This is a genomic window from Sciscionella sediminilitoris (assembly GCF_000737195.2).
GTDB classification, from domain to species: domain Bacteria; phylum Actinomycetota; class Actinomycetes; order Mycobacteriales; family Pseudonocardiaceae; genus Sciscionella; species Sciscionella sediminilitoris.
Genome location: NZ_JALM01000062.1, coordinates 19,122 through 43,712, shown reverse-complemented (window position 1 = coordinate 43,712; position 24,591 = coordinate 19,122). Strand labels below are relative to the sequence as shown.

The 24,591-nt window shown below is 67.4% G+C and carries 31 protein-coding genes; 13 read left to right on the top strand and 18 right to left on the bottom strand.

The annotated features are described in order from the left end of the window. From AD72_RS22845 to AD72_RS22815, 7 genes are read left to right on the top strand one after another with little or no spacing between them, the layout of a single operon-like run. On the top strand, window positions 1-1,311 hold the full coding sequence (locus AD72_RS22845; protein WP_031468610.1) for a sulfate adenylyltransferase subunit 1: 1,311 nt from the start codon (window positions 1-3) through the stop codon (window positions 1,309-1,311). A gap of 10 nt (window positions 1,312-1,321) precedes the next feature. Further along, complete coding sequence (locus AD72_RS22840) at window positions 1,322-2,386, top strand: ABC transporter substrate-binding protein (protein ID WP_031468609.1); 1,065 nt, start codon at window positions 1,322-1,324, stop codon at window positions 2,384-2,386. A 10-nt stretch (window positions 2,387-2,396) separates the two neighbouring features. After that, window positions 2,397-3,188, top strand: coding sequence for an ABC transporter ATP-binding protein (locus tag AD72_RS22835; RefSeq protein WP_031468608.1), 792 nt, complete (start codon window positions 2,397-2,399; stop codon window positions 3,186-3,188). Then, a complete protein-coding gene (locus tag AD72_RS22830; RefSeq protein WP_031468607.1) occupies window positions 3,169-4,053 on the top strand; it encodes an ABC transporter permease in 885 nt (294 codons plus the stop codon). The genes AD72_RS22835 and AD72_RS22830 overlap by 20 nt, the downstream gene beginning before the upstream one ends. Then, a complete protein-coding gene (locus AD72_RS22825; RefSeq protein ID WP_031468606.1) occupies window positions 4,050-4,754 on the top strand; it encodes a sirohydrochlorin chelatase in 705 nt (234 codons plus the stop codon). The genes AD72_RS22830 and AD72_RS22825 overlap by 4 nt, the downstream gene beginning before the upstream one ends. Beyond that, window positions 4,751-5,521, top strand: a complete 771-nt coding sequence (locus tag AD72_RS22820; protein ID WP_031468605.1) for an enoyl-CoA hydratase-related protein — start codon at window positions 4,751-4,753, stop codon at window positions 5,519-5,521. The genes AD72_RS22825 and AD72_RS22820 overlap by 4 nt, the downstream gene beginning before the upstream one ends. 15 nt (window positions 5,522-5,536) lie before the next feature. Further along, complete coding sequence (locus AD72_RS22815) at window positions 5,537-6,169, top strand: hypothetical protein (protein WP_051898903.1); 633 nt, start codon at window positions 5,537-5,539, stop codon at window positions 6,167-6,169. 25 nt (window positions 6,170-6,194) lie between these two features. Here the strand turns inward: AD72_RS22815 and AD72_RS22810 are convergent, their stop codons facing one another. Both AD72_RS22810 and AD72_RS36760 read right to left on the bottom strand, forming a co-directional pair. After that, on the bottom strand, window positions 6,195-6,470 hold the full coding sequence (locus AD72_RS22810; RefSeq protein WP_231644937.1) for a barstar family protein: 276 nt from the start codon (window positions 6,468-6,470) through the stop codon (window positions 6,195-6,197). Window positions 6,471-6,602: 132 nt separating this feature from the next. Further along, window positions 6,603-6,770 carry a hypothetical protein gene (locus AD72_RS36760; RefSeq protein ID WP_156365335.1) on the bottom strand — a complete coding sequence of 56 codons (168 nt, stop codon included), beginning with the start codon at window positions 6,768-6,770 and terminating at the stop codon, window positions 6,603-6,605. Window positions 6,771-6,828: 58 nt separating this feature from the next. Here AD72_RS36760 and AD72_RS22805 point away from each other — a divergent pair, with 58 nt between their 5' ends. Together AD72_RS22805 and AD72_RS22800 are read left to right on the top strand one after the other, a co-directional pair. Next, complete coding sequence (locus AD72_RS22805; RefSeq protein ID WP_031468602.1) at window positions 6,829-7,794, top strand: zinc-binding dehydrogenase; 966 nt, start codon at window positions 6,829-6,831, stop codon at window positions 7,792-7,794. A 121-nt stretch (window positions 7,795-7,915) separates the two neighbouring features. After that, window positions 7,916-9,373, top strand: a complete 1,458-nt coding sequence (locus AD72_RS22800; protein WP_425480782.1) for an amino acid permease — start codon at window positions 7,916-7,918, stop codon at window positions 9,371-9,373. Window positions 9,374-9,404: 31 nt separating this feature from the next. Here AD72_RS22800 and AD72_RS22795 read toward each other — a convergent pair whose 3' ends face one another. Further along, window positions 9,405-10,412 (bottom strand): NAD(P)H-dependent flavin oxidoreductase, encoded by a 1,008-nt coding sequence (locus AD72_RS22795; RefSeq protein ID WP_425480781.1) that lies wholly within the window; start codon window positions 10,410-10,412, stop codon window positions 9,405-9,407. 117 nt (window positions 10,413-10,529) lie between these two features. Here AD72_RS22795 and AD72_RS22790 point away from each other — a divergent pair, with 117 nt between their 5' ends. Then, window positions 10,530-11,063: a VanZ family protein gene (locus AD72_RS22790; protein ID WP_031468599.1), complete on the top strand. Its 534-nt coding sequence runs from the start codon at window positions 10,530-10,532 to the stop codon at window positions 11,061-11,063. Window positions 11,064-11,070: 7 nt separating this feature from the next. Here AD72_RS22790 and AD72_RS22785 read toward each other — a convergent pair whose 3' ends face one another. From AD72_RS22785 to AD72_RS37215, 6 genes are all read right to left on the bottom strand, one after another. Next, window positions 11,071-11,430, bottom strand: coding sequence for a hypothetical protein (locus tag AD72_RS22785; RefSeq protein WP_156365334.1), 360 nt, complete (start codon window positions 11,428-11,430; stop codon window positions 11,071-11,073). Then, a complete protein-coding gene (locus tag AD72_RS22780; RefSeq protein ID WP_156365333.1) occupies window positions 11,430-12,263 on the bottom strand; it encodes a RecB family exonuclease in 834 nt (277 codons plus the stop codon). The genes AD72_RS22785 and AD72_RS22780 overlap by 1 nt, the downstream gene beginning before the upstream one ends. Before the next feature lie 10 nt (window positions 12,264-12,273). Further along, a complete protein-coding gene (locus tag AD72_RS22775; RefSeq protein WP_031468596.1) occupies window positions 12,274-12,891 on the bottom strand; it encodes a MarC family protein in 618 nt (205 codons plus the stop codon). After that, window positions 12,888-13,748 carry a PHP domain-containing protein gene (locus AD72_RS22770; RefSeq protein WP_031468595.1) on the bottom strand — a complete coding sequence of 287 codons (861 nt, stop codon included), beginning with the start codon at window positions 13,746-13,748 and terminating at the stop codon, window positions 12,888-12,890. The genes AD72_RS22775 and AD72_RS22770 overlap by 4 nt, the downstream gene beginning before the upstream one ends. A gap of 67 nt (window positions 13,749-13,815) precedes the next feature. Continuing rightward, entirely contained in the window at window positions 13,816-14,394 is a 579-nt protein-coding gene (locus AD72_RS22765; RefSeq protein WP_031468594.1) for a PH domain-containing protein, read from the bottom strand. A 19-nt stretch (window positions 14,395-14,413) separates the two neighbouring features. Beyond that, window positions 14,414-14,575, bottom strand: coding sequence for a hypothetical protein (locus AD72_RS37215; RefSeq protein ID WP_197285051.1), 162 nt, complete (start codon window positions 14,573-14,575; stop codon window positions 14,414-14,416). A gap of 152 nt (window positions 14,576-14,727) precedes the next feature. Here AD72_RS37215 and AD72_RS22760 point away from each other — a divergent pair, with 152 nt between their 5' ends. After that, complete coding sequence (locus AD72_RS22760; protein WP_031468593.1) at window positions 14,728-15,129, top strand: NUDIX hydrolase; 402 nt, start codon at window positions 14,728-14,730, stop codon at window positions 15,127-15,129. On the opposite strand, the gene AD72_RS22755 is transcribed toward AD72_RS22760, so the two are convergent. After that, window positions 15,113-16,225, bottom strand: a complete 1,113-nt coding sequence (locus AD72_RS22755) for a DUF2332 domain-containing protein (RefSeq protein WP_031468592.1) — start codon at window positions 16,223-16,225, stop codon at window positions 15,113-15,115. The genes AD72_RS22760 and AD72_RS22755 overlap by 17 nt on opposite strands. After that, window positions 16,222-16,734 carry a MaoC family dehydratase gene (locus AD72_RS22750; RefSeq protein WP_031468591.1) on the bottom strand — a complete coding sequence of 171 codons (513 nt, stop codon included), beginning with the start codon at window positions 16,732-16,734 and terminating at the stop codon, window positions 16,222-16,224. Before AD72_RS22750 ends, AD72_RS22755 begins: the two co-directional genes overlap by 4 nt. Window positions 16,735-17,065: 331 nt before the next feature. Here AD72_RS22750 and corA point away from each other — a divergent pair, with 331 nt between their 5' ends. Then, a complete protein-coding gene (gene corA / locus AD72_RS22745) occupies window positions 17,066-18,151 on the top strand; it encodes a magnesium/cobalt transporter CorA (protein ID WP_020498148.1) in 1,086 nt (361 codons plus the stop codon). Between the two features lie 150 nt (window positions 18,152-18,301). Here the strand turns inward: corA and AD72_RS22740 are convergent, their stop codons facing one another. Next, the gene (locus AD72_RS22740; protein ID WP_031468590.1) at window positions 18,302-18,868 is read right to left on the bottom strand and encodes a YflT domain-containing protein; all 567 of its coding nucleotides are present in this window, start codon (window positions 18,866-18,868) and stop codon (window positions 18,302-18,304) included. A gap of 93 nt (window positions 18,869-18,961) precedes the next feature. Here AD72_RS22740 and AD72_RS22735 point away from each other — a divergent pair, with 93 nt between their 5' ends. After that, window positions 18,962-19,504, top strand: a complete 543-nt coding sequence (locus AD72_RS22735) for an NADPH-dependent FMN reductase (RefSeq protein WP_031468589.1) — start codon at window positions 18,962-18,964, stop codon at window positions 19,502-19,504. Here the strand turns inward: AD72_RS22735 and AD72_RS22730 are convergent. From AD72_RS22730 to AD72_RS22705, 6 genes are all read right to left on the bottom strand, one after another. Next, window positions 19,501-20,691 carry an acyl-CoA dehydrogenase family protein gene (locus AD72_RS22730; protein ID WP_031468588.1) on the bottom strand — a complete coding sequence of 397 codons (1,191 nt, stop codon included), beginning with the start codon at window positions 20,689-20,691 and terminating at the stop codon, window positions 19,501-19,503. The genes AD72_RS22735 and AD72_RS22730 overlap by 4 nt on opposite strands. A gap of 321 nt (window positions 20,692-21,012) precedes the next feature. Beyond that, complete coding sequence (locus AD72_RS36755; RefSeq protein ID WP_156365332.1) at window positions 21,013-21,414, bottom strand: hypothetical protein; 402 nt, start codon at window positions 21,412-21,414, stop codon at window positions 21,013-21,015. Window positions 21,415-21,780: 366 nt separating this feature from the next. Then, window positions 21,781-22,188, bottom strand: a complete 408-nt coding sequence (locus tag AD72_RS22720) for a DUF6228 family protein (protein ID WP_255357175.1) — start codon at window positions 22,186-22,188, stop codon at window positions 21,781-21,783. A gap of 239 nt (window positions 22,189-22,427) precedes the next feature. Continuing rightward, window positions 22,428-22,787 carry a VOC family protein gene (locus tag AD72_RS36750; RefSeq protein WP_031468585.1) on the bottom strand — a complete coding sequence of 120 codons (360 nt, stop codon included), beginning with the start codon at window positions 22,785-22,787 and terminating at the stop codon, window positions 22,428-22,430. 103 nt (window positions 22,788-22,890) lie between these two features. Further along, the gene (locus AD72_RS22710) at window positions 22,891-23,622 is read right to left on the bottom strand and encodes a S1 family peptidase (protein WP_425480780.1); all 732 of its coding nucleotides are present in this window, start codon (window positions 23,620-23,622) and stop codon (window positions 22,891-22,893) included. Window positions 23,623-23,841: 219 nt separating this feature from the next. Continuing rightward, window positions 23,842-24,477 (bottom strand): hypothetical protein, encoded by a 636-nt coding sequence (locus tag AD72_RS22705; protein WP_031468583.1) that lies wholly within the window; start codon window positions 24,475-24,477, stop codon window positions 23,842-23,844. Window positions 24,478-24,591 lie beyond the last annotated feature (114 nt).

Genomic DNA, 24,591 nt, shown 5'->3' with positions numbered 1-24,591 from the left:
ATGAGCGACCTTTTGCGGCTTGCGACCGCGGGCAGCGTCGACGACGGGAAGTCCACCCTCGTCGGCAGGCTGCTCTACGACACGAAGTCCGTGCTCGCCGACCAGCTCGACGCGGTCACCCGCGCCAGTGTCGACAAGGGACTGTCCACTCCGGACCTCTCGCTGCTCGTGGATGGGCTGCGCTCGGAACGCGAGCAGGGCATCACGATCGACGTGGCCTACCGGTACTTCGGCACCCCGAAGCGCTCCTTCGTGCTCGCCGACACTCCGGGGCACGTGCAGTACACCCGCAACACCGTGACCGGGGCCTCCACCGCGCAGCTCGGCGTGCTGCTGGTGGACGCGCGCAACGGGGTGGTCGAGCAGACCCGGCGGCACGCGACCGTGCTCGCCCTGCTCGGGGTGCCCCGGCTCGTGCTCGCGGTGAACAAGATCGATCTCGTCGGCTACGACCAGTCCGCGTTCGAGCTGATCGCCAAGGAGTTCGCGGCCTACGCCGCCGCACTCGGTTACACCGACGATGCGGTCACCACGATCCCGGTCTCCGCGCTCGTCGGCGACAATGTGGCCGAGTCCTCGGCGAACACCCCCTGGTACACCGGGCCGACCCTGCTGCGGCACCTGGAATCGGTGCCCATCGCCACCGATCCGCACGATGCCCCGTTCCGGTTCCCGGTGCAGTACGTGATCCGCCCGCGCACCGCGGATTTCCCGGACTACCGCGGCTACGCCGGGCAGGTGACCTCCGGAACCGCGACCGTCGGCGACCGGGTGGTGATCGCCTCGAACGGGGCCACCAGCACGATCACGGCCATCGACACCTACGACGGGCCGCTGCACTCCGCCGCGGCCGGCCGCTCGGTGACCATCCGGCTCGCCGACGAGATCGACATCTCCCGCGGCGACCTCATCGCGGCCGAACCGGACGCCCCGCAGCCCAGTACCGAGATCGAGGCGACCCTGTGCTGGCTCGCGGATAAACAGCTCCGCCCCGGCGCGCGGCTGCTGATCAAGCACGGCACCAGGACCACCCAGGCGATGCTCGGTGAGCTCACCGCCCGCTTCGACGAGCAGTCACTGTCCTGTGTGGACGCACCGGAAACCTTGTCGCTCAACGAGATCGGCCAGGTGCGGCTACGGGTGGCGGAGCCGCTCCCGGTCGACGACTACCGCACCGATCCGCGCAACGGCTCCTTCATCCTGATCGACGCCGGCGACGGCTCCACCCTCGCCGCCGGGCTGGTCGGCTCCCCACTGCGGGCGCTCACCTCGGCCACCGGCGCGGACACCGACGTCTCCCCCGGACCGTGAGGACCCAACCGTGAACCGGCGCCGAGCCCGTCCGTCCGCGCTCCTGGCCGCGGCCATCCTGCTGCTGGTCGCCGCCGGGTGCACCCGCATCCAGCGCACCGACGAGGCCGAGCGGGTACCCGACCAGGGACCCGCCGCGGAGCTGCGGCTCGGCTACTTCCCGAACGTCACCCACGCCGCCGCGCTGATCGGCACCGGCAAGGGCCTGTTCGCGAACCGGCTCGGCAAGACCAGGCTCACCCCGGTCCAGTTCAACGCCGGACCGGACGAGGTCGGCGCGCTGCTCGGCGGTTCGCTGGACGCCGGGTTCATCGGTTCCGGACCGGCCATCAACGCGTTCAGCAAGTCCGAGGGCAGCGCGGTGCGGATGATCGCCGGCGCCACGAGCCGGGGCGCGCAGCTGGTGGTGCGCCCCGAGATCCGCACCCCGGACCAGTTGCGCGGCAAGACGATCGCCACCCCGCAGGTCGGCAACACCCAGGACGTCGCGGCGAAGAAATGGCTCGCGACCAAGGGGCTGACCGGCAAGGTGAACATCACCAGCATGCAGAACTCCCAGACGCTCAACGCCTTCCGCTCCGGAGAGGTACAGGCCGCCTGGTTGCCGGAGCCGTGGAGTTCACGCCTGGTGCTCGATGCCGGGGCTAAGGTGCTGCTCGACGAGAGCTCGCTGTGGCCCGGCGGGCAGTTCCCCACCACGGTGCTCGTGGTGCGCACCGAATTCCTGCACGCGCATCCGGAGACCGTGCGCGCGCTGCTGCGCGGCGAACTCGACGCGATCGGTTACGCCGAGCGGGATCCGGCGGGCGCCAAGGCCGAGGTCAACGCGCAACTGAAGAAGCTGACCGGGAAATCCTTGTCCGGCAAGGTGATCGACCGCGCATGGACGGACATCACGGTGTCCGCCGATCCGCTCTGTTCCCGGTTCCCCGCACTGGCCCGCGACCAGCAGACCGCCGGGATCACCGCACGCTCCCCCGAGGTCTCCGGAATGGCGGACCTGCGGGCGCTCAACGAGGTCCGCGCACAGGCACACCAATCGACCATCAGCTCAGCTGGGCTCGACAAGAAGTGAGGGCGAGACGATGACCGCGATCATGGACGAGCTGACCGATCCGATCCGGACGAACGCCGTGCGCATCGAGCGGGTCTCGAAGTCGTTCAGCGCCGAGGTGCACGCGCTCGACCAGGTCGACCTCGACGTGGCTCCGGGCGAATTCGTGTGCCTGCTCGGTGCTTCCGGGTGCGGGAAGAGCACCCTGCTCAACCTCATCGCCGGGTTGGACCGGCCGAGCGACGGGCGCATCGAGCTCGCCACCGGGCGGCCCGCGGTGATGTTCCAGGAGTCCGCGTTGCTGCCCTGGCTCACCGCGGCACGCAACGTGGAGCTGCCGCTCAAACTCGCCGGAATCCCGCGCGGGCAACGCAAACAGCGCGTCGAGCAGTTGCTGGAGCTGGTGCGGCTCGGCGGGCTCGGCCGCAAGCGCCCGCACGAACTCTCCGGCGGAATGCGCCAGCGAGTCGCGCTCGCCCGCGCCCTTGCCTCCACTGTGGACAGTGCGGAATCCGGAACCGCCAAGGATGTCCTGCTGCTCATGGACGAACCCTTCTCCGCGCTGGACGCGATCACCCGGGACGTGCTGCAGTCCGAGCTGATCCGGGTCTGGGCGCAGACCGGCGCCTCGGTGCTGTTCGTGACCCACGACGTGCGCGAGGCGGTGCGGCTCGGCCAGCGAGTGGTGTTGCTGTCCTCCCGCCCGGGCAAGGTCGTCCGGGACTGGCGCACCGCGGACGCGGACCCGGACAGCGAACCGGAGCTCGTCGACGAGATCAACGGCGCCTTGCGCGAGGTGATCAGTGCCCACGCAACCTCCTGACACGGTCGGCGAACTCGAGGCGGGCCTCGACGCACTGGACACTCCGGTGCGGCAGCGGACGAACGCGGCTGCGCGGACCCGGAAGTTCCTGCGCGTGGTCGTGCCCCCGCTCGTGGCGCTCGTCGGGATCATCGCCATCTGGCAGCTGCTGTGGGCGCTGGCCTTCTGGCCGGAGTACCAGCTGCCCGCCCCGCTCACGGTGTGGAACGAGTTGTCGGCCCGGCTGCACACCGGCGAGGTGTTCACGATCCTGTGGACCTCGCTGCACCGCGCGGTGCTCGGTTTCCTGATCGGTGTGGTCATCGCGACCCCGCTCGGTCTGCTCGTGGCGAAGGTGAACGTGGTGCGCCGGGCGATCGGCCCACTGCTGACCGGACTGCAGAGCCTGCCCTCGGTCGCCTGGGTTCCCGCGGCGATCCTGTGGTTCGGCGTCACCCCGACCGCGATCTACGTCGTCGTGCTGCTCGGCTCGGTGCCCTCGATCGCGAACGGGCTCGTCTCCGGGATCGACCAGATACCACCGATCCTGCCCAGGGTCGGCAAGGCACTCGGCGCCGGCAGGCTGGCCGCGGCGCGCCACATCCTGTTACCCGCCGCCCTTCCCGGTTATCTCGCCGGGCTCAAACAGGGCTGGGCGTTCTCCTGGCGTTCCCTGATGGCCGCCGAGATCATCGCCCGCTCCCCGCAGCTGGGCAAGGGGCTTGGCGCCTACCTCGACGACGGCCGCTCGTTCTCCGATATGCCGACCGTGATCGCCGCGATCGCGCTGATCCTCGTCGTGGGCATCGGGATCGAACTGCTCGCCTTCCGGCCCGCGGAGCGCTCGGTGCTCCGCGCGCGTGGCCTGTCCGGGGCACCGCAGTGAACGCGCCGCTGATCGCCGTCGCGCACGGCAGCCGCGATCCCCGCTCGGCCGCCACGATCACCACGCTCGTGGACACCGTGCGCGCCCGGGCGCCGTGGCTGGATGTGCGGGTGGCCTTCCTCGAACTGTCCGAACCACGCCTGCCCGAGGTGCTCGAAGGGCTGCACGCCGAGGGACACCGGCACGCCGTGGTGGTGCCCCTGCTGCTCGGCGAGGCCTACCACGCGACCGTGGACATTCCCCGGATCGCCGCCGAGGCACCGCTGGAGGTCAGCACCGCACCCGTGCTCGGACCCGACCGGCGACTGGAAACCGTTGCCTGGCAACGGCTCGAGCGCATCGGTGCCGAAGCCGACGGGATCGTGCTGGCCGCGGCCGGTTCCTCCTTCGAAAAGGCCAACGATCTGGTCCGGGCGACCGCGCGGCGCTGGTCGGACCGGCTGCCCACGGTCGCCGCGTTCGCCTCGGCGGGCACTCCGAAACTTCCCGAGGCCGTGGAAACGCTGCGCGCGGCGGGGGCCCGACGGCTCGTGGTGGCCTCCTGGTTCCTCGCCCCCGGGCTGCTGCCGGACCGCATCGCCGGGCAGGCGGAGTCCTGTGACGCACGGGTCGCGGATCCGCTCGGGGTGCATCCCCGCGTCGCCGCCGTCGTGCTGGACCGCTACCTTGCCGCGACGGCGCGCGATACGCTCGCGGCATGACGGAGCTTGTGCACTACACGGTCTCGGACGGCATCGCGACGATCACGCTGGACTCGCAGCACAACCGCAACGCCCTGTCCAGGCAGCTGCGCGGGGAACTGCGCGCGGCACTGAGCGGCGCACAACAGGACGAGGCCGTGCGGGTGATCGTGCTCACCCACGAGGGCCCGGTGTTCTGCTCCGGTATGGACCTCAAAGAGGCGGGCGGAGCGGACGCCGAGGACCAGGGCGTCAACGAGTTCCCGGCCATCCTCGACCAGCTGTGGACCTCCGAGACCCCGGTCGTGGCCCGGCTGGCCGGTCCGGCGCGCGCCGGCGGGGTGGGCATGATCGCCGCCGCGGACATCGTCGTCGCCGCCGAAGAGGTCAACTTCGCCTTCAGCGAGGTGCGCATCGGCGTCGTGCCCGCACTCATCTCCGCCACCGTGCTTCCCCGGCTACTCCCCCGCCCCGCACACGAACTGCTGCTCACCGGGGCGCCGTTCAGCGCGGCACGGGCCGCCGAGATCGGGCTGATCAACTCCGCCGTCGCCGCGGGCGAACTCGACGCCGAGGTGAGCAGGTTCACCGAATCCCTCACCCTCGCCGCGCCCAACGCGCTCGCCGCGACGAAACGCCTGCTGCGCGGGGAACGGGCCACCAACCCGGCCGACGACTTCCCCCGGTTGCTCGAACTCTCCGCCAAACACTTCGCCAGCGAGGAGGGGCAGGAAGGGATCCGCGCGTTCGCGGAGAAGCGCAAGCCCTCCTGGGTGCCAGGCCAGTAGTCACAGCCTTCCGATATGAAAAGCGCTCCCGGTGCGCGGGTGAATCCGGTTCTTCTCGCCGCATTTCCCCGTCACCTGGCGTCGATCACCGCACCGGTCTTCGCCGAACTCCCGGAGACCGGACTCGCTCCCGCCCGGTCGATCACGAGTACCGGATCACGATGGTCCGATCCCGCACGCCCGCCGTGGCCGGAACCATCAGTGGAGGGCGAAAAGCTACTGATCCCGTATCGGATCTACAACCCGGAGCCATCGGAAGCGTTCCTGGCCGAGCTCGACGCGCTCGAGCGGCTGCTGCTCGCCTGTCTGTACACGAGAAACCATGACGGGTTCGTCCGGCAACGCAACCTCGCACCGTTACTGAGTTCGGACGAGCCGTGGGTGATCCCGTTCATTGTTCAGCTACTCGGCGAATATGTCATCGATATCTGCGAGGACATCGCCGAGTTCACGAACACGACGCTGAGAACACGGAAAACGATGCGGCGAAATTTCGTGTCCTTCTTCGAGCATAATCCGGAATTCATCGCCCTGACCGAATCCCGGGCCACCAGCTACTGGGACTGCTACCACCGGACGCGACACACCTCATGTGCCACCTACCCGGGGCTGACCACGCTCCACGCATTGTGCGCGGTCAGTCCATGACGCACCACACAGCCCTGGCGCCTGGCTAGTCCACGAGAACGACGCGCAACAGCGGGCGCTGCGCGAGCGCGTCCGCGAGGGTGTCCCGGATGGCGGCGTAGGCACCGGGATCGGCATCGGCGAGCGCACGCGTCCCCGTCCACACGAGCACGTGCTCGCCCTCGGGCAACCAGGACAGGTCGATGAGGCAGTCGAACAGCGCGTCGAGGTTGCCCCCGAACCAGGACGGGAAGGCGAGCGCTTCGGCGACCCCGGCGAGGGCCTGTTGCTTGGAGCCCGGCGCGCGCAGCAGGTGCGCGATCTCACCGGGGCGCACCGCTTCGCGCTCGGAGTCCGCGTGACTCAGTTCATTTGCCAAGGCCGACCCACCAACCGAGTACGACGATCACCGCGAGCGCGATGAGGGCGAAGGCCACCCGCCCGCGTGAGGAATTCACGAGTCCCTCCGATGAACAATCCTGCCGAGCCAGCCCGCGACCCGGTCGGCGGCGAAGGCCACGACGGCGCACACGGGTACCAGCACGATCATCACGAGGGCGAACTGCATCCAGAACTGCAGCCCGGTCAGCCACAGCGCGAACTGGTTCCACCACTCGAACACGTCTCGCATCGTACGCGGGTGGTGCCCAAGCCCGCCCAGGTATGTAAGAGTGACCCCTATGTTCGCCGTATACGCAGCCAAACCGAACAAGGAAGACCCGCTCGCCGCACTGGAGATCGGTGAGCGACCGGAACCGGTCGCCCCGGAGGGCTGGGTCAAGGTCAACGTGAAGGCCGCGAGCCTCAACATGCACGACCTCTGGACCCTGCGCGGGGTGGGGATCAAGGAGGAACAGTTCCCGATGATCCTGGGCTGCGACGGCGCGGGCGTCCTGGACGACGGCACCGAAGTGGTGCTGCACTCGGTGGTGCCCTCCCCTGGCTGGGTCGCCGACGAGACCCTCGACCCGAAACGCACCCTGCTCACCGAGAAGCATCAGGGCACCTTCGCCGATTCGGTCATCGTGCCGGAGCGCAATGTGCTGCCCAAGCCCGCCGAGCTCAGCTTCGCGGAGGCCGCCTGCATGGGCACCGCCTGGCTGACCGCCTATCGGATGCTGTTCGTGAAGTCGGGCCTGCGCCCCGGCCAGACCATGCTCGTCCAGGGCGCCTCCGGCGGGGTGTCCACCGCACTGATCGCCCTCGGCAAGGCGGCGGGACTGCGGGTCTGGGTCACCGGCCGCACCGCGGACAAGCGCGCGATCGCCGAAGGCCTCGGCGCGGACGCCACCTTCGAGTCGGGGGCACGGCTGCCCGAGCGGGTCGACGGCGTGTTCGAGACCGTGGGCAAGGCCACCTGGTCGCATTCGCTGAAGTCCCTCAAACCGGGCGGTGCGCTGGTGATCTCCGGTGCCACGAGCGGGGACGCCACCGCGGCCGAGCTGCAGCGCATCTTCTTCCTCCAGCTGCGCGTGATCGGTTCCACCATGGGCACCAGGGACGAGCTCGGTTCGCTGCTCTCGTTCTGCGCGCTGACCGGGATCCGCCCGGCGATCGGTACCGAGACACCGATGACCGAGGCGCGCACGGCCATGCAGTCGATGCTGGACGGCGAGACCGCGGGCAAGATCGTGCTCACCCGCTAACTCTTGTCCCATCGGACAACAGATATCGCGGATCGTCGTCCCCCGGAACAGTGTCCATCTGGAACACCCTGCCGTACTGTCTTGCGAACCGTAGTCACCAGTCAGTGCAAGGAGTAACAGCGTGGTCACTCGTTCCGGGGTCGTGAGCAGTTCCGGCATATTCCGGCGCAAACCGATCGGTGCCATCGAACCGGAAGCCGGACCCGGGCTCAAGCGCACGCTCGGGCTCTGGCAGCTGACCGCGATCGGGATCGGCGGGATCATCGGCGCGGGAGTGTTCACCCTCGCCGGAACCGTGGCCAACGAGAAGGCCGGGCCCGCGGTACTCATCTCGTTCCTGATCGCCGGGATCGCCTCGGCCGCCGCGGCCTTCTCCTACGCCGAATTCGCCGGACTGATCCCGAAGGCGGGCTCGGCCTACACCTACGGTTACGCGGTGCTCGGCGAGGTCGTCGGCTGGCTGATCGGCTGGGACCTGCTCCTGGAATACACCGCCGTGGTCTCGGTCGTCGCGATCTCCATCTCCGGATATTTCAACGACCTGCTCGGTTTCCTGGACATTCATCTGCCGCTGTGGATGACCGGGGCACCCGGCACCGAACCGGCCGGGGTGGACCCCGGCTCCTACAAGGTCAACCTCATCGCGGTCCTGCTGTGCCTGCTGATCGCCTTCGTACTCAACCAGGGGATGAAGAACGCCGCCCGGTTCGAGACCACCCTGGTGTTCCTCAAGGTCGGCATCGTCCTCGTGGTCATCATCGCCGGTATCGGGCACATCAAGGCGGGCAACTACACCCCGTTCTTCCCGTTCGGGGTCACCGGTGCCTTCTCCGGGGCCGCACTGACCTTCTTCGCCGTCTTCGGCTACGACTCGATGTCCACCGCGGCCGAGGAATCCAAGGACTCGCAGAAGCACCTGCCCAAGGCGATCATGCTGTCCCTGGCCATCTCCATGGTCCTGTACGTGCTCATCTGCCTGGTGCTCACCGGCATGGTCACCTACACCAAGATCGACCCCGATTCCGCGCTGTCCTCGGCCTTCGCCTCCGTTGGACTGCCCATCCTCGGTGCGGTGATCGCGATCGGCGCCATCATCGGCGTGCTCACCGTGCTGTTCACCTTCATGCTCGGCGCCACCAGGGTCGGCTACTCCATGAGCCGTGACGGACTGCTCCCCTCCTGGTTCGCCAAGACCTCCAAACGCGGTGTCCCGAGCCGGTTCACCTGGATCATCGGCATCGTCGCCGCCGTACTGGCCGGGGTACTGCCGATCGGCGAGGCCGCGGAGCTCACCAACATCGGCATCCTGCTCGCCTTCGTGGTGGTCTGTCTCGCGGTCATCGTCCTGCGCTACAAACGCCCCGAGCTCGAGCGCGGTTTCCGCTGCCCCGGAATGCCGGTCGTGCCGCTGATCGGTGTGGTCTTCTCGCTCTGGCTGGTCACCTTCCTCGAACCGGCCACCTGGCTGCGCTTCGCCATCTGGTTCGTCATCGGCATGATCGTCTACGGCCTCTACGGCTACCGCCACTCCAAGATGAGCAAGGGGCAGGACACCGGGTCGGTCACCCCGGACAGCTGAGCGAGCGGTCCGGGGTGACCGGGGTGCTGCCCTACTGCCCGGAAGTCAGATAGCGCAGCACCTCGGCTGCCGGTTCCTCCTTGCCGAGCCGGTACCCCTGGCCCGCCCACAGATGCAGGCGTTCCGGATCGTCCGCCTCCGCGGCGGCGGTGCGCAGCGGCTTGGTGAGGTGGTGCACCTGCGGATAGGCGGTCGGGGCGTGCCGGTCGTGTTTGGCGATGAACGTGTTGGTCAGCGCCCGCGCCGCCCGCCCGGTGAACGCCTTGGTCACCGTGGTGTCCCGGTTTCCCTTGGCCAGCGCGTTCCGGTGGGTCTGCTTGGTGCCCGCCTCGGGGCAGCGCAGGAACGCGGTACCGCACTGCGCCGCGACCGCGCCCGCCGTGCGCACCGCGGACACATCGGCCGGGCGCATGATCCCGCCCGCGGCGATCACCGGCAGCTCCAGGGTCGTGGTGATCGCACCGATCAGCGCGAGCAAGCCCATCCCCGTGGTCTGCCCCGGATCGAATCCGCCGCGGTGTCCGCCCGCCTCGATCCCTTGCGCGACAAGGACATCCACGCCGATCTTGGCTGCGGCGGCCGCCTCCCCCTGGGTGGTCACCGTGGCCACGACGGTACTGCCCGCCGCGTGCAGCCTGCGCACGTCACCATCGGTGGGCAGCCCGAAGGTGAACGACACGACCGGCGCGCGCTGGGCGATGAGCAGCTCGAGTTTCGCCGCGTACTCGTCGTCCTCGAAGCGCGCCTCACCGAGCGCGATGCCGTACTCCAGTGCGTCCGGAACGAGCCGCTCCGCGTACTCCCGCACTCCCTGGGCTCTCTGCGCACCCGGGACGAACAGGTTCGCACCGAACGGTGCACCGGTCAGTTCGTGCGTGCGCGCCCATTGCGTGGCGAACTCCGTCGCGCTGAGATAGCCGGAAGGCAGAAAGGCGAACCCACCTGCCTCGCTCACCGCGGCGACGAGCTCCGGGGTGCTCACTCCTCCGGCCATGGGGCCAAGGATCACGGGAGATTGGGTGAACATGGCGCCGAGCATAGGTGCACGTGAACGGCACGGCAGCGCACGGAAGCGTGAACTACGTCCCACCGCCGCGAGGCAACCCGTTCGTGCGAACGCGCGTCGCTAGCAGTGAAACCGGGAAGGGGAATGCGAATGCGTGGTGAGGCCGAACTCGGCGCCGCCGAGGAGATGCTCAGCAAGCCCGGTGTGTTCGCCGCCACCGTGCTCGGCTCACTGGTGATCGGCGTCCTCGCCTGGTTCCTCGCTGGGCGGCTCGGCTGGTCCAGGATCGCGGCCGCGCTCTCCGCGTGCGGGCTCGCGCTCGCCCTCGCGGTCACCCTGGCCCGGCCCGGAGTGTTCTCCACCCCGGACACCAGCGGCAATCCGTTCGCTTCCTGCGTCGACAGCCAGTTCTCCCTGTCCAGCACGGAGAACAAGCTCAACTTCGCGATGCTCATGCCGTTCGCTTTCTTCGGCACCATCGCCGCCCGGCGCCCCATCGTGCTGATGCTCTGCTGCGCGGTGCTCTCCGGAGGCATCGAACTCTTCCAGGCGGCCTCCGGGATCGGGGTCTGCGAGAGCAACGACTTCTACACGAACACCATCGGCGGGATCCTCGCCGCCTGCGCCGGGTGGGTGTGCTATTCGCTGTTCGGCACCGAGCGCTACCGCACTCGGCAGTCCTGATCCGGCCCTAGAACCACCAGTAGAGCGCGAGCACGACCACGAAGATCACCAGCACCGCCCAGGAACAGAGCACCCGCACCCGTCCCGGATAGCGGTCGGCGAACCGCTGCAGCACCACGGTCACCAGTGCGGCGAGCACGTGCACGATGACGGTCCCGGCGAGCGGGCCCGGCCGGTCGTCCAGTGCGGTGACCACGACGGCGCCCAGCAGCACGAGCGCGAGCAGCACCAGTGCCGCGGCCGCGGCACCCGAGAACCACGCGAGAATCCGGCCCGCGATGCCCGGCGGATTCGCCCGCGCGGGCCGCACCGGGTACTCCTCGGTCACCTGACTCCCTTCGGCACTGATCGATCGAGTGGTACTCATCAGCCGAGCAGCGCCCACGGTTCGAGTTCGGCGGAGGCCTGCTGACCTTCCGGGCAGCTGCGCCGGAAATCGCACCAGGCACAGCGCCTGCCCGGCCGTGCCTCGAACAGGATCTCGGGATCACCGCCCGCATCGAGGGTATCCTTGGCCAGCTGCAGATCCGCCGCGGTCTCCTCGGCGCGCCGCACATGCCGTTCGAGCGTGGCCTCGGTGTGTTCCCACTGCCAGACCTCACCGGTCGGCAGGTGGTGCAGCTCCACGGTGTGGCATTCCCGGCGCAGGGTGCGCCGTGCCGCGGTCGCGTACATCGCCAGCGCCTGGGAGGAACGCACCTCGTCGGTGCTGAGCCCGTGCCTTCCGGTCTTGTAGTCCACGATCACGAGTTCGCCGTCGCGTTCGTCGATCCGGTCCACTCGGCCCTCGGCGATGATCGTGCCCACCGGAGCGGCCACCCAGCGCTCCAGCCCCACCGGTTCCAGTCCGGGATCGAGCCCCTCCACGTAGTCGGCGACCCAGCCCTGTGCCCGTTCGCGGTACTCGGCCGACTGTTCGAGTCCGGCGAAGCCCTCGGATTTCCAGCAGCCGCGCACCAGGGCGGCCGCCTCCTCCGGGGTGCGCCGCTCGGGCGGGAGGTCGAAGAACGCGCGCAGGGCGTTGTGCACGCTCGCGCCGAGGGTGCTGTGCGCCCAGGCGCCGCCCCGTGGCGGCGTCGGCCGGTCCAGATAGGTCATCCGGTAACGGCGCGGGCAGTCGGTCCAGGTGGCCAGCCGCGCCGGGGTCACCTTGATCAACCGGGTCGGCATGCTCTCGAAACCAAGCTGCTGTTGCGCCACATCCCCAACGCTACCCACCGGCGACGAACCCGCGAACCGCGGTCGCGATCAGGTTCACCGCGATCGCCGCGACCAGCAGGCCGGCGATCTTGGCCAGCAGTACGATCCCGCCCTCGCGCAGCACCCGGATCAGCGCACCGGAGAACCGCAGCACCAGGTACAGCGCGAGGTGCGCCACGATGATGGCCGCCCCGATCGCCACATAACTGCCAAAGTTGCCCTCGGCCTGCCTGGCGAACACGATCGTCGTCGCGATGGCACCGGGACCGGCGAGCAGCGGGATACCGAGCGGGACGAGCGCGATGTTCACATCCTCGACCTGCTTGGGCTGCGCGGATTCGCGGTCCATGAGCAGATCCAGCGCCACGATGAGCAGCAGCAGGCCACCCGCGCCCTGCAGCGCGGCGATGCCGATGCCGAGGTAGTCGAGGATCCAGCCGCCCGCGATGGCGAACCCGGCGATCACTCCGAACGAGACCAGCACGCCCTGGCGCGCCGCCCGGTTGCGCACCTCCCGCGGTTTGCGCCCGACGAGGGCGAGGAACACCGGGATGTTGCCCGGCGCGTCCATGATCACCAGCAGGGTGATCAGTGAATGGGCGAACAGGGTCGCGTCGAAGAACGTCATCGCTCGATCACCTTCGCACCGGTACCCATGGCCAGCAGCCGCTCGAACATCTCGGGGCTCGTGGTCTCCTGGCCGAGCCGGTTGACCTTGTTCTCCCCGTGGTAGTCGCTCGAGCCGGTCATCAACAGTCCGTGCGCGCGGGCGAGCGCGCGCAGGTCCGTTCGTTCCGGCTCGGCGTGGTCCGGATGGTCCACCTCGACGCCGTCCAGTCCGGCCTCGGCGAGCGCGGCGACGACCTCGCGGGTGACCGTCGGCCCCCTGGTGACCGCGAACGGGTGCGCCAGCACGCACACCCCGCCTGCCGCGTGCACCATCGCGATGGCCTCGCGCACCGGGGTGTCCCGTTTGGCGACGTGGTAGCGGCCCCTGCTGTGCAGGAACAACCGGAAGGCCTCGTCCACGGTGGCGACCACGCCCGCCCCGATCAGCGCCCGTGCCAGATGCGGCCGTCCGGCCGGCGCGTCCGGCGGCAGTTCGGCCATCAGCGTGTCCGGATCCACCGGGTATCCGTCCGCGCGCATCAGCCGGGCCATCCGGTCCACCCGCTCGCGCCGCTGCGCCCGCAGCCGCCCCTGTTCGGCGACGATGGCGGGGGCTTCGGCATCGAAGAGGTAGCCGAGCAGGTGCACGGTGCAGGTGCCGCCCCTGCCGGTCTCGGACTCGCAGGAGAACTCCGCACCCGGAACCACGCGCAGCCCCTCCGGTACCGCGGCCGCCGCTTCCGGCCAGCCCGCCGTGGTGTCGTGATCGGTGAGCGCGAGTACGTCCAGACCTGCGGCGACGGCATTCTCGAGCAGTTCCGCGGGGCTGTCGGTGCCGTCCGAACGATGAGAGTGGGTATGCAGGTCGATGCGCACGACGAGGGAGCTTATCGCGAAGCCGGCCGCGACGTTGATCGAGAAGCTCCCGGTGTGGTCCGCACGGTCAGCGCTTGTTGCCGTCCAGCAGCCGCCGCTTGCGTGCCATCTGCTCGGCCTTGCGCATCGAGAAGCGCTCCTCCTGCTCCTTCTTGTCGCCGAAGACCAGCTCGGAGATGGCGTCGTAGACCTCTTCCGGGCGGGGAAGGAACTCGATCCGGTTCAGCGCCTGGATCTGTCCCGCGGACTCCACGACGAGCGTGCCGTAGCCGAAGGCACGCCCGTTCGCGCTCCGTTCGTAGGTGAGGTCGGTGACCTTGCCGATGGGCATCATCGCCACTTGTGTGGTGAACACCCCGGTCGTGAGCATGACCCGTTTGTCGGTGACGATGATCTGCTCCACCCACCAGTCGACGACCTGGTAGGCGAATCGGAGAATGACCAGCAGCGCACCGTACCAGAGGATGTTCTGCACGATCGTCCATTCCGGATCGACGATGTACGAGAGCATCACCGCGACGGCGACCAGCGCCGCCGCCTCGAACACCTCCCATGCCAGGCACGCCCAGTGCCGACGTACCCGGATCACCCGCCGCTCGCTCGCGAGCAGGTAATCGTCTGCGTCCCGTGGTGTCAACGCGGACACGGTGCGCTGCGACCTCCCTCTACGCGACGAGGTTCTTGGCGAAGCTGACGACGGCTTCCGCGCCGTCGCCGAGACCACCGAGAATGTTCTTGACCACGTTGGCCGACGAAGTCGGCTGGGTGATCAGAAAGAAGGCAACCAACGCGATTGCCGCGATGATCGCTATCTTCTTGACGTTCATGGCACCTGCCCTGTCTGCTCTACGAATTCGCGGCAATCGTACTGGCCCACCACATAGGGTGGAAAGCCAACACGAACCAAACACCGTTGTACCGTGCCCGGCCCTCCGGCGACAGCCACCGGACGGGTGGGACCGATCTCAGGGGAGTTACCGTGTGTGACCCGATCCGGTGCGTCGGGGCCGTCGTCCACGATGAACTGGGCAGGCTTCTGCTCATTCGCCGAGGTCATGAGCCCGAATGCGGACGGTGGTCACTGCCCGGCGGCCGGGTGGAGCCCGGCGAGACCGATTCAGCCGCGGTGCGCAGGGAGATCGCCGAGGAGACCGGTCTCGCGGTCGAGGTCGGCCCCGTGTGCGGCACGGTGACCAGGGGCCGGTACGCGATCTTCGACTACACCGCGACGGTCACCGGTGGCCGGCCGCGTGCCGGGGACGACGCGGCCGACCTCGGCTTCGTGACCTCCGCCGAGTTCGAGGCGCTCGACGAGGCGGGCGAGCTCACCACCGGCCTCGCCGAGGCGCTGCGGCAGTGGCGGGTCACACCAGCCAGGTGAGCGAGTCACCGTGCGAGGTGGCGGTCGCGAGCACTTCCACGTCCACCCGGCCGTTCGGGTTACCCGGGTACCGCGCCATGCCGACCGCACAGTTCTCCGGCCTCGTGTGATCCAGCCGCGCCCGTTCCCCGAACACCGTGTCGAGGCCCGCGTCGTTCGCCTCCTTGCTCACCCACCAGAGCTGTCGCCGCGCGCCGAGCTCGGCGATCCGCGCGGAGAAGGCGGCCCGGCGCTCCTCGTCCAGGTAGGCGAGCACGTGCGAACTGAGCACCACCAGTGGCAGGTGCTCGGGAATCCGCTCCGCGGCCTCCTCGATTCCCTCGACCGCGTCCCCGGTGACCAGCTCCGGCGGTTTGGCCCGCACCAGCGAGGCGGCCAGCCCGAACCGGCGCAGCCGCTCCGGCTGATCGGCCCAGATGCAGGCCTCGAGCCAGGCGAGCTCGTCCTCGTCGGCCACGTCCACCGGATGCCGGTCCAGCCCCACCTTGGCGGACAGGTGCAGCTTCTTGGGCACCTTCGGTTTGCCCGCGCCGGTGCCCAGGGCCAGATCCGCGGTGAGCACCAGCGGCGAGCGCACCGGTCCACCGGTGAGCTGATCCGACTGCCCGAGCGTGTAGCGGTACCCGTAGGCGTCCATCCCCAGCAACAGGCCCGCGCTGCAGCCGACCTCGAGCAGGCCGATCGGCCCGCCCGCCTCGCGCGCGGCGAGAGCGACCGCGGGGTAGGCGGCCGCCGCCCTGCGCACCTCGTTGGTCTGCACCACCCGGGTACCGATGAGCTCGCGCATCCGATCGGCGCGGTCGAGCACGAACGAGCGGAACGTTCCCCAGACCTGCTCGTCCACCCCGTGGGTGCCGCCCACCGAGGGGTAGTACTCGGCGAGATCACTGATCGGTTCGGCGATCACCAGCCGGTGCGCGGCCGCGAGCAACAGCGTGGGGACCGCGTCCTCCGGTGCGGTCGCCGTGAGCAGCCCGGCGATCTCGGTGTCCTCGGCGGCCTGCGCCGCGAGATGGGCGTACAGCGGCGAGGCGGCCACCTCGCCGCTTTCGGCGAACTCCCGCAGTTTGCCCTGCAGTGCGGCGAGTTCGGTCATTTGCCGTCCAGCTTCGGCTCCGGACGGCCCGGCTGCTCGCCACCGCGCGCCTCACCGTAGGAACGCTTGGGCACCATGACCTTGCGGCGGAACACGCACACCACGGTGCCGTCCTGGTTGTAACCGCGCGTCTCGACCGCCACGACTCCCCGGTCGTCCTTGGACTTCGAGGGAGTCTTGTCCAGCACCTCGGTCTCGCCGTAGATGGTGTCCCCGTGGAAGGTGGGCTTGATGTGCCGCAGCGACTCGACCTCGAGGTTCGCGATCGCCTTCCCGGAGACATCCGGCACCGACATGCCGAGCAGCAGCGAGTAGATGTAGTTCCCGACCACGACGTTGCGGCCGAAGTCGGTGGTCTGCTCGGCGTAGTTCGTGTCCATGTGCAGCGGATGGTGGTTCATGGTGATCAGGCAGAACAGGTGGTCGTCGTACTCGGTGACCGTCTTGCCCGGCCAGTGCTTGTAGACGGCACCGACTTCGAATTCCTCGTAATAGCGTCCGAACTGCACGACCTCTCCTGACTATGTCGGCGCACTCGTGGGAATGCTCAACCTACCTGTGTCACCCGGCTCCTCGCGCCGCACGCTCCCCGCCCAGCCGCACGGAACCAGCACCGGGTACCCAGTGTGGCCGGAGCAGGAGTATTCTCGACAACTGTCTGTGTGAGAGGACACCCGAAGGAGGTGAGGACGCGGATGAGTCCAAGCGATAGTGCGAGCGGTTCCAGTACCACCCGCGTCCCCATCGAGCTCGGCCTTCGCTGACGAACCGAGCGCAGTCGGTCGGGGCCGCGGCACGCCAGTTCGCCAAGCCCAGCCCCGCGAAGTCCGGAGGTGTCCCATGCCCGCCATCCGCCCACTCGGTGGTCTCCGTGGTCGTGCCACCCGCAAGGCAGGCCTCACCGAGGTCACCGCACCACCACCGACCTCGGCCTATGTCGTCGACTGTGCCGTGTACGTCGACGGGAAACGGCTACCCGGGCACTACACGCACACCGAGGCCGTGGAAGAGGTCGCGCGCCGCGGCGAGGGCTTCACCTGGATCGGCCTGCACGAGCCGGACGACGAACAGATCCAGGGTGTCGCCGAGACTTTCGGCCTGCACGAGCTCGCCGTCGAGGACGCGGTGCACGCGCACCAGCGCCCGAAGCTCGAGCGCTACGACGACATGCTGTTCATGGTGTTCAAGACACTGCGGTTCGTGGAGCACGAGTCGCCGCACACCGCGAACGAGATCGTGGACACCGGCGAGATCATGGCGTTCCTCGGCAAGGAGTTCATCGTCACCGTCCGGCACGGCAATCACTCCAGCCTCGCCAAGATCCGCAGGGCGCTGGAGAACGACCCGGAGCAACTGGCCTACGGCCCCTCCGCGGTGCTGCACGCGATCGCCGACCACGTCGTGGACTCCTACCTCGCGGTCGCCGAGGCGGTCGAGGACGACATCGACGAGCTCGAGACGCGGGTTTTCGCGCCGCGCACCGTGATGGGTTCGGAATCCATCTACCTGATGAAGCGCGAGGTGCTCGAGATGCGCCGCGCGGTGCTTCCGCTCGCCGCCCCGCTTCGCCGGCTCGCCGAGGGATATTCGCGTGTCGTGCACGACGAGGTCCGTTCGTATTTCCGGGACGTCGACGACCACCTCACCAAAGTCGCCGAGCAGGTGACCGGATTCAACGAATTGCTTTCCTCACTGCTCGACACGACGACGGCGAAAATCTCGCTGCAGCAGAACACCGATATGCGCAAGATCACCGCATGGGCGGCGATCATTGCCATCCCGACGATGTTCGCCGGTATCTACGGGATGAACTTCGACGTCATGCCGGAACTGCACTGGAAATTCGGCTACCCGCTGACGTTGCTCATCATCCTCGTCGTCTGCTTCTTCCTTTACCGGATTCTGCGACGAAATCGATGGTTGTAGGGGCGTGCCGGATTCCGGCGCGTCCCTGATCGAGGCGATTATCCCCCGCACCATCGAAAGGACTTTGTCATGCTGCGCGCACTCACGAACTTCCGTTTCTGGGCACTGGCCGCCGCCCTCGGCTGGGTCGCCGGCGTATTCCTGCTCATTTCACAGAGCTGAGCCACCAGGGTTCGGGTTCGGGCCGCGCAACTGCAGTTTGGCGAGCAATTCTCGCCCCTTCTCGGCGTTGCGCGGCTCGCACAGCACGTCGTACCGACCGGCGACCAACTGCGAGGTCGAGGCGAAATCCCGGTTCCCCCGGCTCGAGCCGTAGGCCACCGCGGCGAATCCGATGCCGAACACCAGCCCGAATCCGAGACCGAGCAGGATCGGCCACAGCGGATTGCCCCGGGAGATGAAAAACGACAGCAACAGCCCGACGAACAGACCGAACCAGGCCCCGGAAAGCGCGCCATTGGCCAGGATCTTGCCCCAGGTCAACCTCGCCACCACGCGTTCCACGCTCATCAGGTCGACCCCGACGATCGTCACATCCTGCACGGCGAACTCGGAGTCCGCGAGATAGTCGACGGCTCGCTGCGCCTCCTCGTAGGTCTCGTACGACCCGATCGGCCAGCCGGTCGGCGGAGTCGGCAGGCGCGGCATGTTGCGCGGCTGCTGCCCCTGACCTTGGAATGGACCCGTCACCACGATCACCTCCGGTTCTGCTCCCATCTTGCCAAGACCGCCGGGAACTCCGCGAATCGGGCGGCACCTGCGGGTGACCCTTTACGGACCATCCCGGATGCTGGCAAGGTTGGACGAGCCATGAGCACAACCGAACTACTGCTGATCTCCGGAAGCCTCCGCGAGCAGTCCACCAATACCGCCGCACTGCGTACCGCCGCCGCGAATGCCGGACCGGGAATCATCACCCACCACTACACCGGTGCCGCATTCCCCCAGTTCAATCCGGACGAGGACACGGATCCGCTCCCCGAACCGGTCGCCGAACTGCGCGCCCGCATCCACGCCGTGGACGCGGTCCTGCTCGCCGTTCCCGAATACGCCGGCGGGCTTCCCGGTTCCTTCAAGAACCTCATCGACTGGACCATCGCGGACGACTCCCCCGGCTCGCTGAACGGCAAACCACTCGCCTGGATCAACGCCGCCGAACGCGGCGCCGAGAAGGCACATGCCGCACTGCGCGAGGTCCTCGGCTACGCCGGATCCGTGATCGTCGAACGAGCCTGCGCCCATGTGCCGGTCGCGCACGAGTCGGTCGGCGCGGACGGACTGCTCACCGATCCGGCGGCGAGCGAGCGCGTCACGGCCGTGCTGCACGCGCTCGTCGCCGCCGTGCGGGATTAGATCTTGTAGTCGCGCAGCAGTCCGCGGCTGATGATGGTCTTCTGGATCTCGCTCGTGCCTTCGCCGATGAGCAGGAACGGTGCCTCGCGCATGAGGCGCTCGATCTCGTACTCCTTGGAGTAGCCGTAGCCGCCGTGGATGCGGAACGATTCCTGGGTGACTTCGGCGCAGTACTCGGAGGCGACCAGTTTCGCCATTCCCGCGGCGACATCGTTGCGTTCCCCGGAGTCCTTGAGCTTCGCGGCGTTGGTCATCATCAGGTGCGCCGACTCCACCTTGGTGGCCATCTCCGCGAGCTTGAACGAGATCGCCTGGTGATCGGCGATCTTTTTGCCGAAGGTGGTGCGCTGCTGCGCGTACTCCACCGCGAGTTCGAACGCGCGGATCGCGATCCCGCAGGCCCGCGCGGCCACGTTCACCCGGCCGACCTCGATGCCGTCCATCATGTACGCGAACCCCTTGCCCGGGGCCTCGCCGAGCACCTTGTCCGCGCCGACCTTGAAGCCCTCGAACACCGCCTCGGTGGTGTCCACGCCCTTGTAGCCCATCTTGTCGATCTTGCCCGGGATCCGCAGCCCCGGAGCCACCTCACCGAAGCCTTCGGGCTTGTCGATCAGGAACGCCGTCAGGTTCTGGTGCGCCTTCTCCGCGCCCTCATCGGTCTTGGCCAGCAACGCGATCAGGTTCGAGCTGCCACCGTTGGTCAGCCACATCTTCGAACCGTCGATCACATAGTCATCGCCTTCACGCTTCGCGCGGGTCTTGATCGCGGCCACATCCGAACCCAGATCCGGCTCCGACATCGAGAACGAGCCGCGGATCTCTCCTTCGGCCATCTTCGGCAGATAATGCTGCTTCTGCGCATCCGTACCGTGCTGACGCAGCATGTAGGCCACGATGAAATGCGTGTTGATCACCCCGGACACGCTCATCCAGCCACGCGCGATCTCCTCCACCACCAGCGCGTAGGTCAGCAGCGACTCACCCAGACCCCCGTACTCCTCCGGGATCATCAGGCCGAAAAGGCCCATCTCCTTCATCCCGGCCACGATGTCCGCCGGATACGTGTCCCCATGCTCCAGCGCCTGCGCATGCGGAATGATCTCCTTGTTCACGAAATCCCGCACCGTGCTCAGAATCTCCTGCTGAACATCGGTCAATCCCGTGGTCTGGGCAAGGCGAGCCATGCTGCGTCCTCCACATTCACCTCGTTTGTTACCGAGCAGTATTCCACCCGGTATCAAGCTCACCCCCGTCACCCGGAGTGGGAGGCTGATCGACTCCGAGCAGCCACGCGGCCGGAACGCGGCTGATCAGCTCGATTCGGCGAGCGAACGAGATGACATCACGAGGCGCGGACCGCCCTGCCTCGTATGAGGTAAATGTCACCTTGGAGACTCCGTCGCGTGGTCAGCCGCTGTTACCCAGGTCTCACCGCCTGCCGGGAGACGATCCGCGCGGGTAGGGCGCTCGCCATGCGCGTCCGGCCGATTCGGCGCCGCCACGGGTCACTCCTGGGGCAGTAGCTGCTCGACGACGGCAAGGTGCCCGGACGGGAAAGCGTGCCCTTGCCATTCCGCCAAGTACCCCTCAGCTCCGTGCTTTTCACGAACCTCCGAGGCACCCCGGGCGATGGCTTCTTCCAGCATTCGTTTCGGTTGCCGCGTCCTGAAGTACAGGGACATGTGGTCGTTGATGTTCTCGTTCTCGAAGTACGGACGATCAACGAGACGGAACACGCGAAGAGAGGTGGTCTGGTCACTGCTCCGGTTGAGAACCCGCTCGTATCGCGTCAGCTCATCCGTCCACGAGCAGCGCGCGTTCTTGGCGCCTTCGAGCAGCGCGCGTTCTTGGCGCCTTCGAGCAGTCTCCGAACCGTGCCGAGCAAATCCCCTCAGAGCATCCGACATGTACGCCGCAGGATGGTGACCGTGTTCTTCCCGTCATTGATCGAGGCTTCCGCCTATCCCGTGCCCTGTAGCTCGCAGCGGAATTCCACCGATGGAAGCTGCCATGACGAACTGGCGCGGGCACTCGATTATGTGAAGGATCGCCCTGGGTGGTCCGACCGGGCGAAAGCCCATTCGTCGGGTCTCACCGTGGGATATCGGCGACCCTTCGTTCGGCACGTTCGACACTCATGCTGAGGGTCCGTACGGCCGGGCGAGCCGCGAAGTGAGCGAATACGGCGCCCCAGTCCTCGGCGGTCATGTCCGTGACGACGATGTCGATCAGTGCACCTTGGGTCTCGAACAACTCGGTCCATCCGGGAGTGTTCAGGGGCCCTGTTCATCCGCAAAACATCCAAGGGGCGGCCAGTCACCGAACTCGTTGCCGCCGTCGCCGTAAACGACGGGGAATTCGTCCGCGGTGAGGAAGTGGTGCAGTCGCGCGGCGAAATCGTCCTTGGCAGCACCGGCTTCCAGCCACGTCATGACCCGGGCTTCCCAGGTGCCGAAAATCCCGGTTCGCAGCGTCCAGGTCAGGGCGATGTGTCCCCTGGTTCCGTAGACAGCACTGACTTTCAGATCGCGATTGGAGTTGACCCAGTGCTGTTCGCCACGCCAGCCGCGGAAGTCGAGGCCGTCGATGAACCGCGCAAGACCACGCCCGGTGACATAGTTGGTGATGCCCTGAACCCGCGCGTCCATATCGCGCGCCTGCAAATAGACGGCAAAGCGCAGTGCGGGGCAGGCGAGCCGGGCTCCGCATGGCGTTCCGCGAAGCGGATCGATACCGAATGGTCGGCCTCACACCGGAGCATTACCTCGGTGTCGTCCAGACACGTCAGGTTCGCGTGGTTCGGCGGCCAGTTGTGCGGGCATCGCGTGATCACGGCGGTGACTGTACGGACCACTCGTCGGTAGCGCGAATAGGAATTCCGGCGCGCCAGCGCGGCTCAGGCACTGATTCGTCCGAACGTTCAGGTCATGCGGTGAGCTATTTGGAAGATGTTGCCGAACGGATCGCGGATCATCGCGCGTCGATCCCCGTAGAACATGTCCGCGGGTTCCTCCAGGGATTCAGCGCCCGTATCGAGTGCACGTTGAAATGCCGTGTCCGCGTTCTCGACATAGATGTAGAGAAAGGCCGGGAATTCGCCGCGTTCCTCGATCCCCGAAACCATGATGGTCGAGTCACCGATCACCACGCCGGAAGGGCGGCCATCATGAAATTCTCCCTGAGCACCGAAAATGTCCCGAAGAAACGCGATGAATGCGGCCGGCTCACGAACGAACACACGCGGTATCACCGATTGAGAGTGCGGTTTTCCAGTGGCCATGCGACAGCTTCCCACAGCCGAGGGACGGAAAACGAGGGTGCCCGGCCACTCTCGCGGAAGTGGCCGGGCACACCCGCACCTCGGTGCTGACACACCAAGCGGATCAGACGCCCGCGGTCTGCTTGATCCAGTCGCGACTGGCGGCGACGCTGCCGTAGTTGTTGGTTCCCTGTTTGTTGGTGCCGTCCTGGTTGGTCACCGTGGAGGCCACGCCGACCTGGACGCCGTTGTCGAGTTCCGGGCCGCCGGAATCGCCCTTCCACGCTGCGCCGTTGACGCCGACGCTCTGGATCGCCTTGCCGCCGTCGTTGTCCGTGCTGGATCCGCTGACCTTGACGTCGGCGGTCTTGAGTTTGTCGGCGGGCGGACCGGTCGGGGTTTCCCGTCCCCAGCCGTAGAGCTGGTTCGTGGCACCCTCGGCCGGGTCTTTGTCGCCGAGCTTGATGTATTCGGTGTTCACGCTCGTCGCCAGGTGCAGGAGGGCGATATCACCGTTCGGCGATACTTCCTTGCGGTCCACCTTTGCCTCGGTCCCCTGACCGAGGTCGTTGCTGCCGACCTTGACGTGCATTCCGCTGTTGTCCTCGTCAAGGCAGTGATGCGCGGTGAGTACCCAGTCCGCGGCGATGATCGAACCGGAACAGTTGAATCCGTTGAACGGCCGGTCGGGTGTGTTGACGTACACCTGCGCGCCCCAGGAAACCGAAGGCGCGGTGGTGCCGCCCACGATCCGCGGTTCATCGGTGTTCGAGGCGGCGGCGTGCGCGAGCGAACCTAGGGCGGTCAACGTCAGCGCGGCGACCGAGGCCATGGTGAACTGCCTGAATCTTTTCACGAAATTGTCCTTCCACGCATCATCCGAACGGCATTGCGACCAACTGGTTCTGCACAGTAATCGCCCGCTTTTATCGCGGTAACTGCCGAATGGAGGGTGCCGGACAGACGAAAGAAGGGGTGTGCCGAGCAGCGCGGAAATGTCAATTGTTAATTGCTCAAGAATAGCGCCGCACCGTTCGATACAAGAATCAGGAACACCGGGTTTCCGGTGCGGCGCTCACATCTCGGCGATGGCGATCAGGGTGTCCCGCGATCCGATCCGGGTGATCCGCTCGTACAGCGCGTCGGAGTAGAGCCAGTCCCGAAATGCTTCGGGCCACAACGGATCCGGGTCCGCACGCTCGGTGAATTCCTCGGCGAGATAGCGCGCGAGCTCACAGAGCACGGTGTCCGCGGCGACGGGCATCGCGTCGAGGTAACCGAGCCAGTATCCGGGATTGTCGTCCAGGTGAGCGAGACAGGACAAAAGCTCGAGCACCGCGGCAGGCTCGGCGCCACCGAGCACGGCGCGATCGAACACGCCACGCAGGAATCGGTCGACTGCGGCGCGCTCTTCCGCGGGCCAGGCGGAGAACTCGGCGTAGTCCAGACCGTTCAGGAACATCCCGTCCAGGTCCTTCTCGAACGCGCGCAGTATCCGGGGCATCAAGGCCCTGTACAGCAGGCTGAACTGCTGCTGGTCGCCGACGCACACGGTGCCGCCGGAAGAGACCGACCACACCAGCTCGTCCGGGATCAGCGCGGGATCACCGGACAACAGCGCGATCTCGGCCGCCGAAAAGCAGCCGAACACACAGGCTTCGAAGGTTCCCGCCCGGGGAATATCGGCGAAAACCTGGTCGAGATCATCCATACCGGAAACGCTATCCGGGAAGGAAAATCAATTTACCCGCACCGATATAGGGAGAACCGATGGCCTGCACACATACGGTTCGGATTCGTGCACGCGGGAGAATCGGACCGCGAC

Bases quoted from the DNA above. Each gene is read 5' to 3' on its own strand.
- AD72_RS22845 (WP_031468610.1), top strand. From the start codon at position 1: ATGAGCGACCTTTTGCGGCTTGCGACCGCGGGCAGCGTCGACGACGGG.
- AD72_RS22815 (WP_051898903.1), top strand. From the start codon at position 5,537: ATGAAAAGCGCTCCCGGTGCGCGGGTGAATCCGGTTCTTCTCGCCGCA.
- AD72_RS22795 (WP_425480781.1), bottom strand. From the start codon at position 10,412: ATGCTCGGCGCCATGTTCACCCAATCTCCCGTGATCCTTGGCCCCATG.
- AD72_RS22735 (WP_031468589.1), top strand. From the start codon at position 18,962: ATGAGCACAACCGAACTACTGCTGATCTCCGGAAGCCTCCGCGAGCAG.
- AD72_RS37215 (WP_197285051.1), bottom strand. From the start codon at position 14,575: ATGAACGTCAAGAAGATAGCGATCATCGCGGCAATCGCGTTGGTTGCC.
- AD72_RS36750 (WP_031468585.1), bottom strand. From the start codon at position 22,787: ATGGCCACTGGAAAACCGCACTCTCAATCGGTGATACCGCGTGTGTTC.
- AD72_RS22805 (WP_031468602.1), top strand. From the start codon at position 6,829: ATGTTCGCCGTATACGCAGCCAAACCGAACAAGGAAGACCCGCTCGCC.
- AD72_RS22705 (WP_031468583.1), bottom strand. From the start codon at position 24,477: ATGGATGATCTCGACCAGGTTTTCGCCGATATTCCCCGGGCGGGAACC.
- AD72_RS22740 (WP_031468590.1), bottom strand. From the start codon at position 18,868: ATGGGAGCAGAACCGGAGGTGATCGTGGTGACGGGTCCATTCCAAGGT.
- AD72_RS22755 (WP_031468592.1), bottom strand. From the start codon at position 16,225: ATGACCGAACTCGCCGCACTGCAGGGCAAACTGCGGGAGTTCGCCGAA.
- AD72_RS36755 (WP_156365332.1), bottom strand. From the start codon at position 21,414: ATGTCGGATGCTCTGAGGGGATTTGCTCGGCACGGTTCGGAGACTGCT.
- AD72_RS22790 (WP_031468599.1), top strand. From the start codon at position 10,530: ATGCGTGGTGAGGCCGAACTCGGCGCCGCCGAGGAGATGCTCAGCAAG.
- AD72_RS22730 (WP_031468588.1), bottom strand. From the start codon at position 20,691: ATGGCTCGCCTTGCCCAGACCACGGGATTGACCGATGTTCAGCAGGAG.
- AD72_RS22820 (WP_031468605.1), top strand. From the start codon at position 4,751: ATGACGGAGCTTGTGCACTACACGGTCTCGGACGGCATCGCGACGATC.
- AD72_RS22785 (WP_156365334.1), bottom strand. From the start codon at position 11,430: ATGAGTACCACTCGATCGATCAGTGCCGAAGGGAGTCAGGTGACCGAG.
- AD72_RS22775 (WP_031468596.1), bottom strand. From the start codon at position 12,891: ATGACGTTCTTCGACGCGACCCTGTTCGCCCATTCACTGATCACCCTG.
- corA (WP_020498148.1), top strand. From the start codon at position 17,066: ATGCCCGCCATCCGCCCACTCGGTGGTCTCCGTGGTCGTGCCACCCGC.
- AD72_RS22835 (WP_031468608.1), top strand. From the start codon at position 2,397: ATGACCGCGATCATGGACGAGCTGACCGATCCGATCCGGACGAACGCC.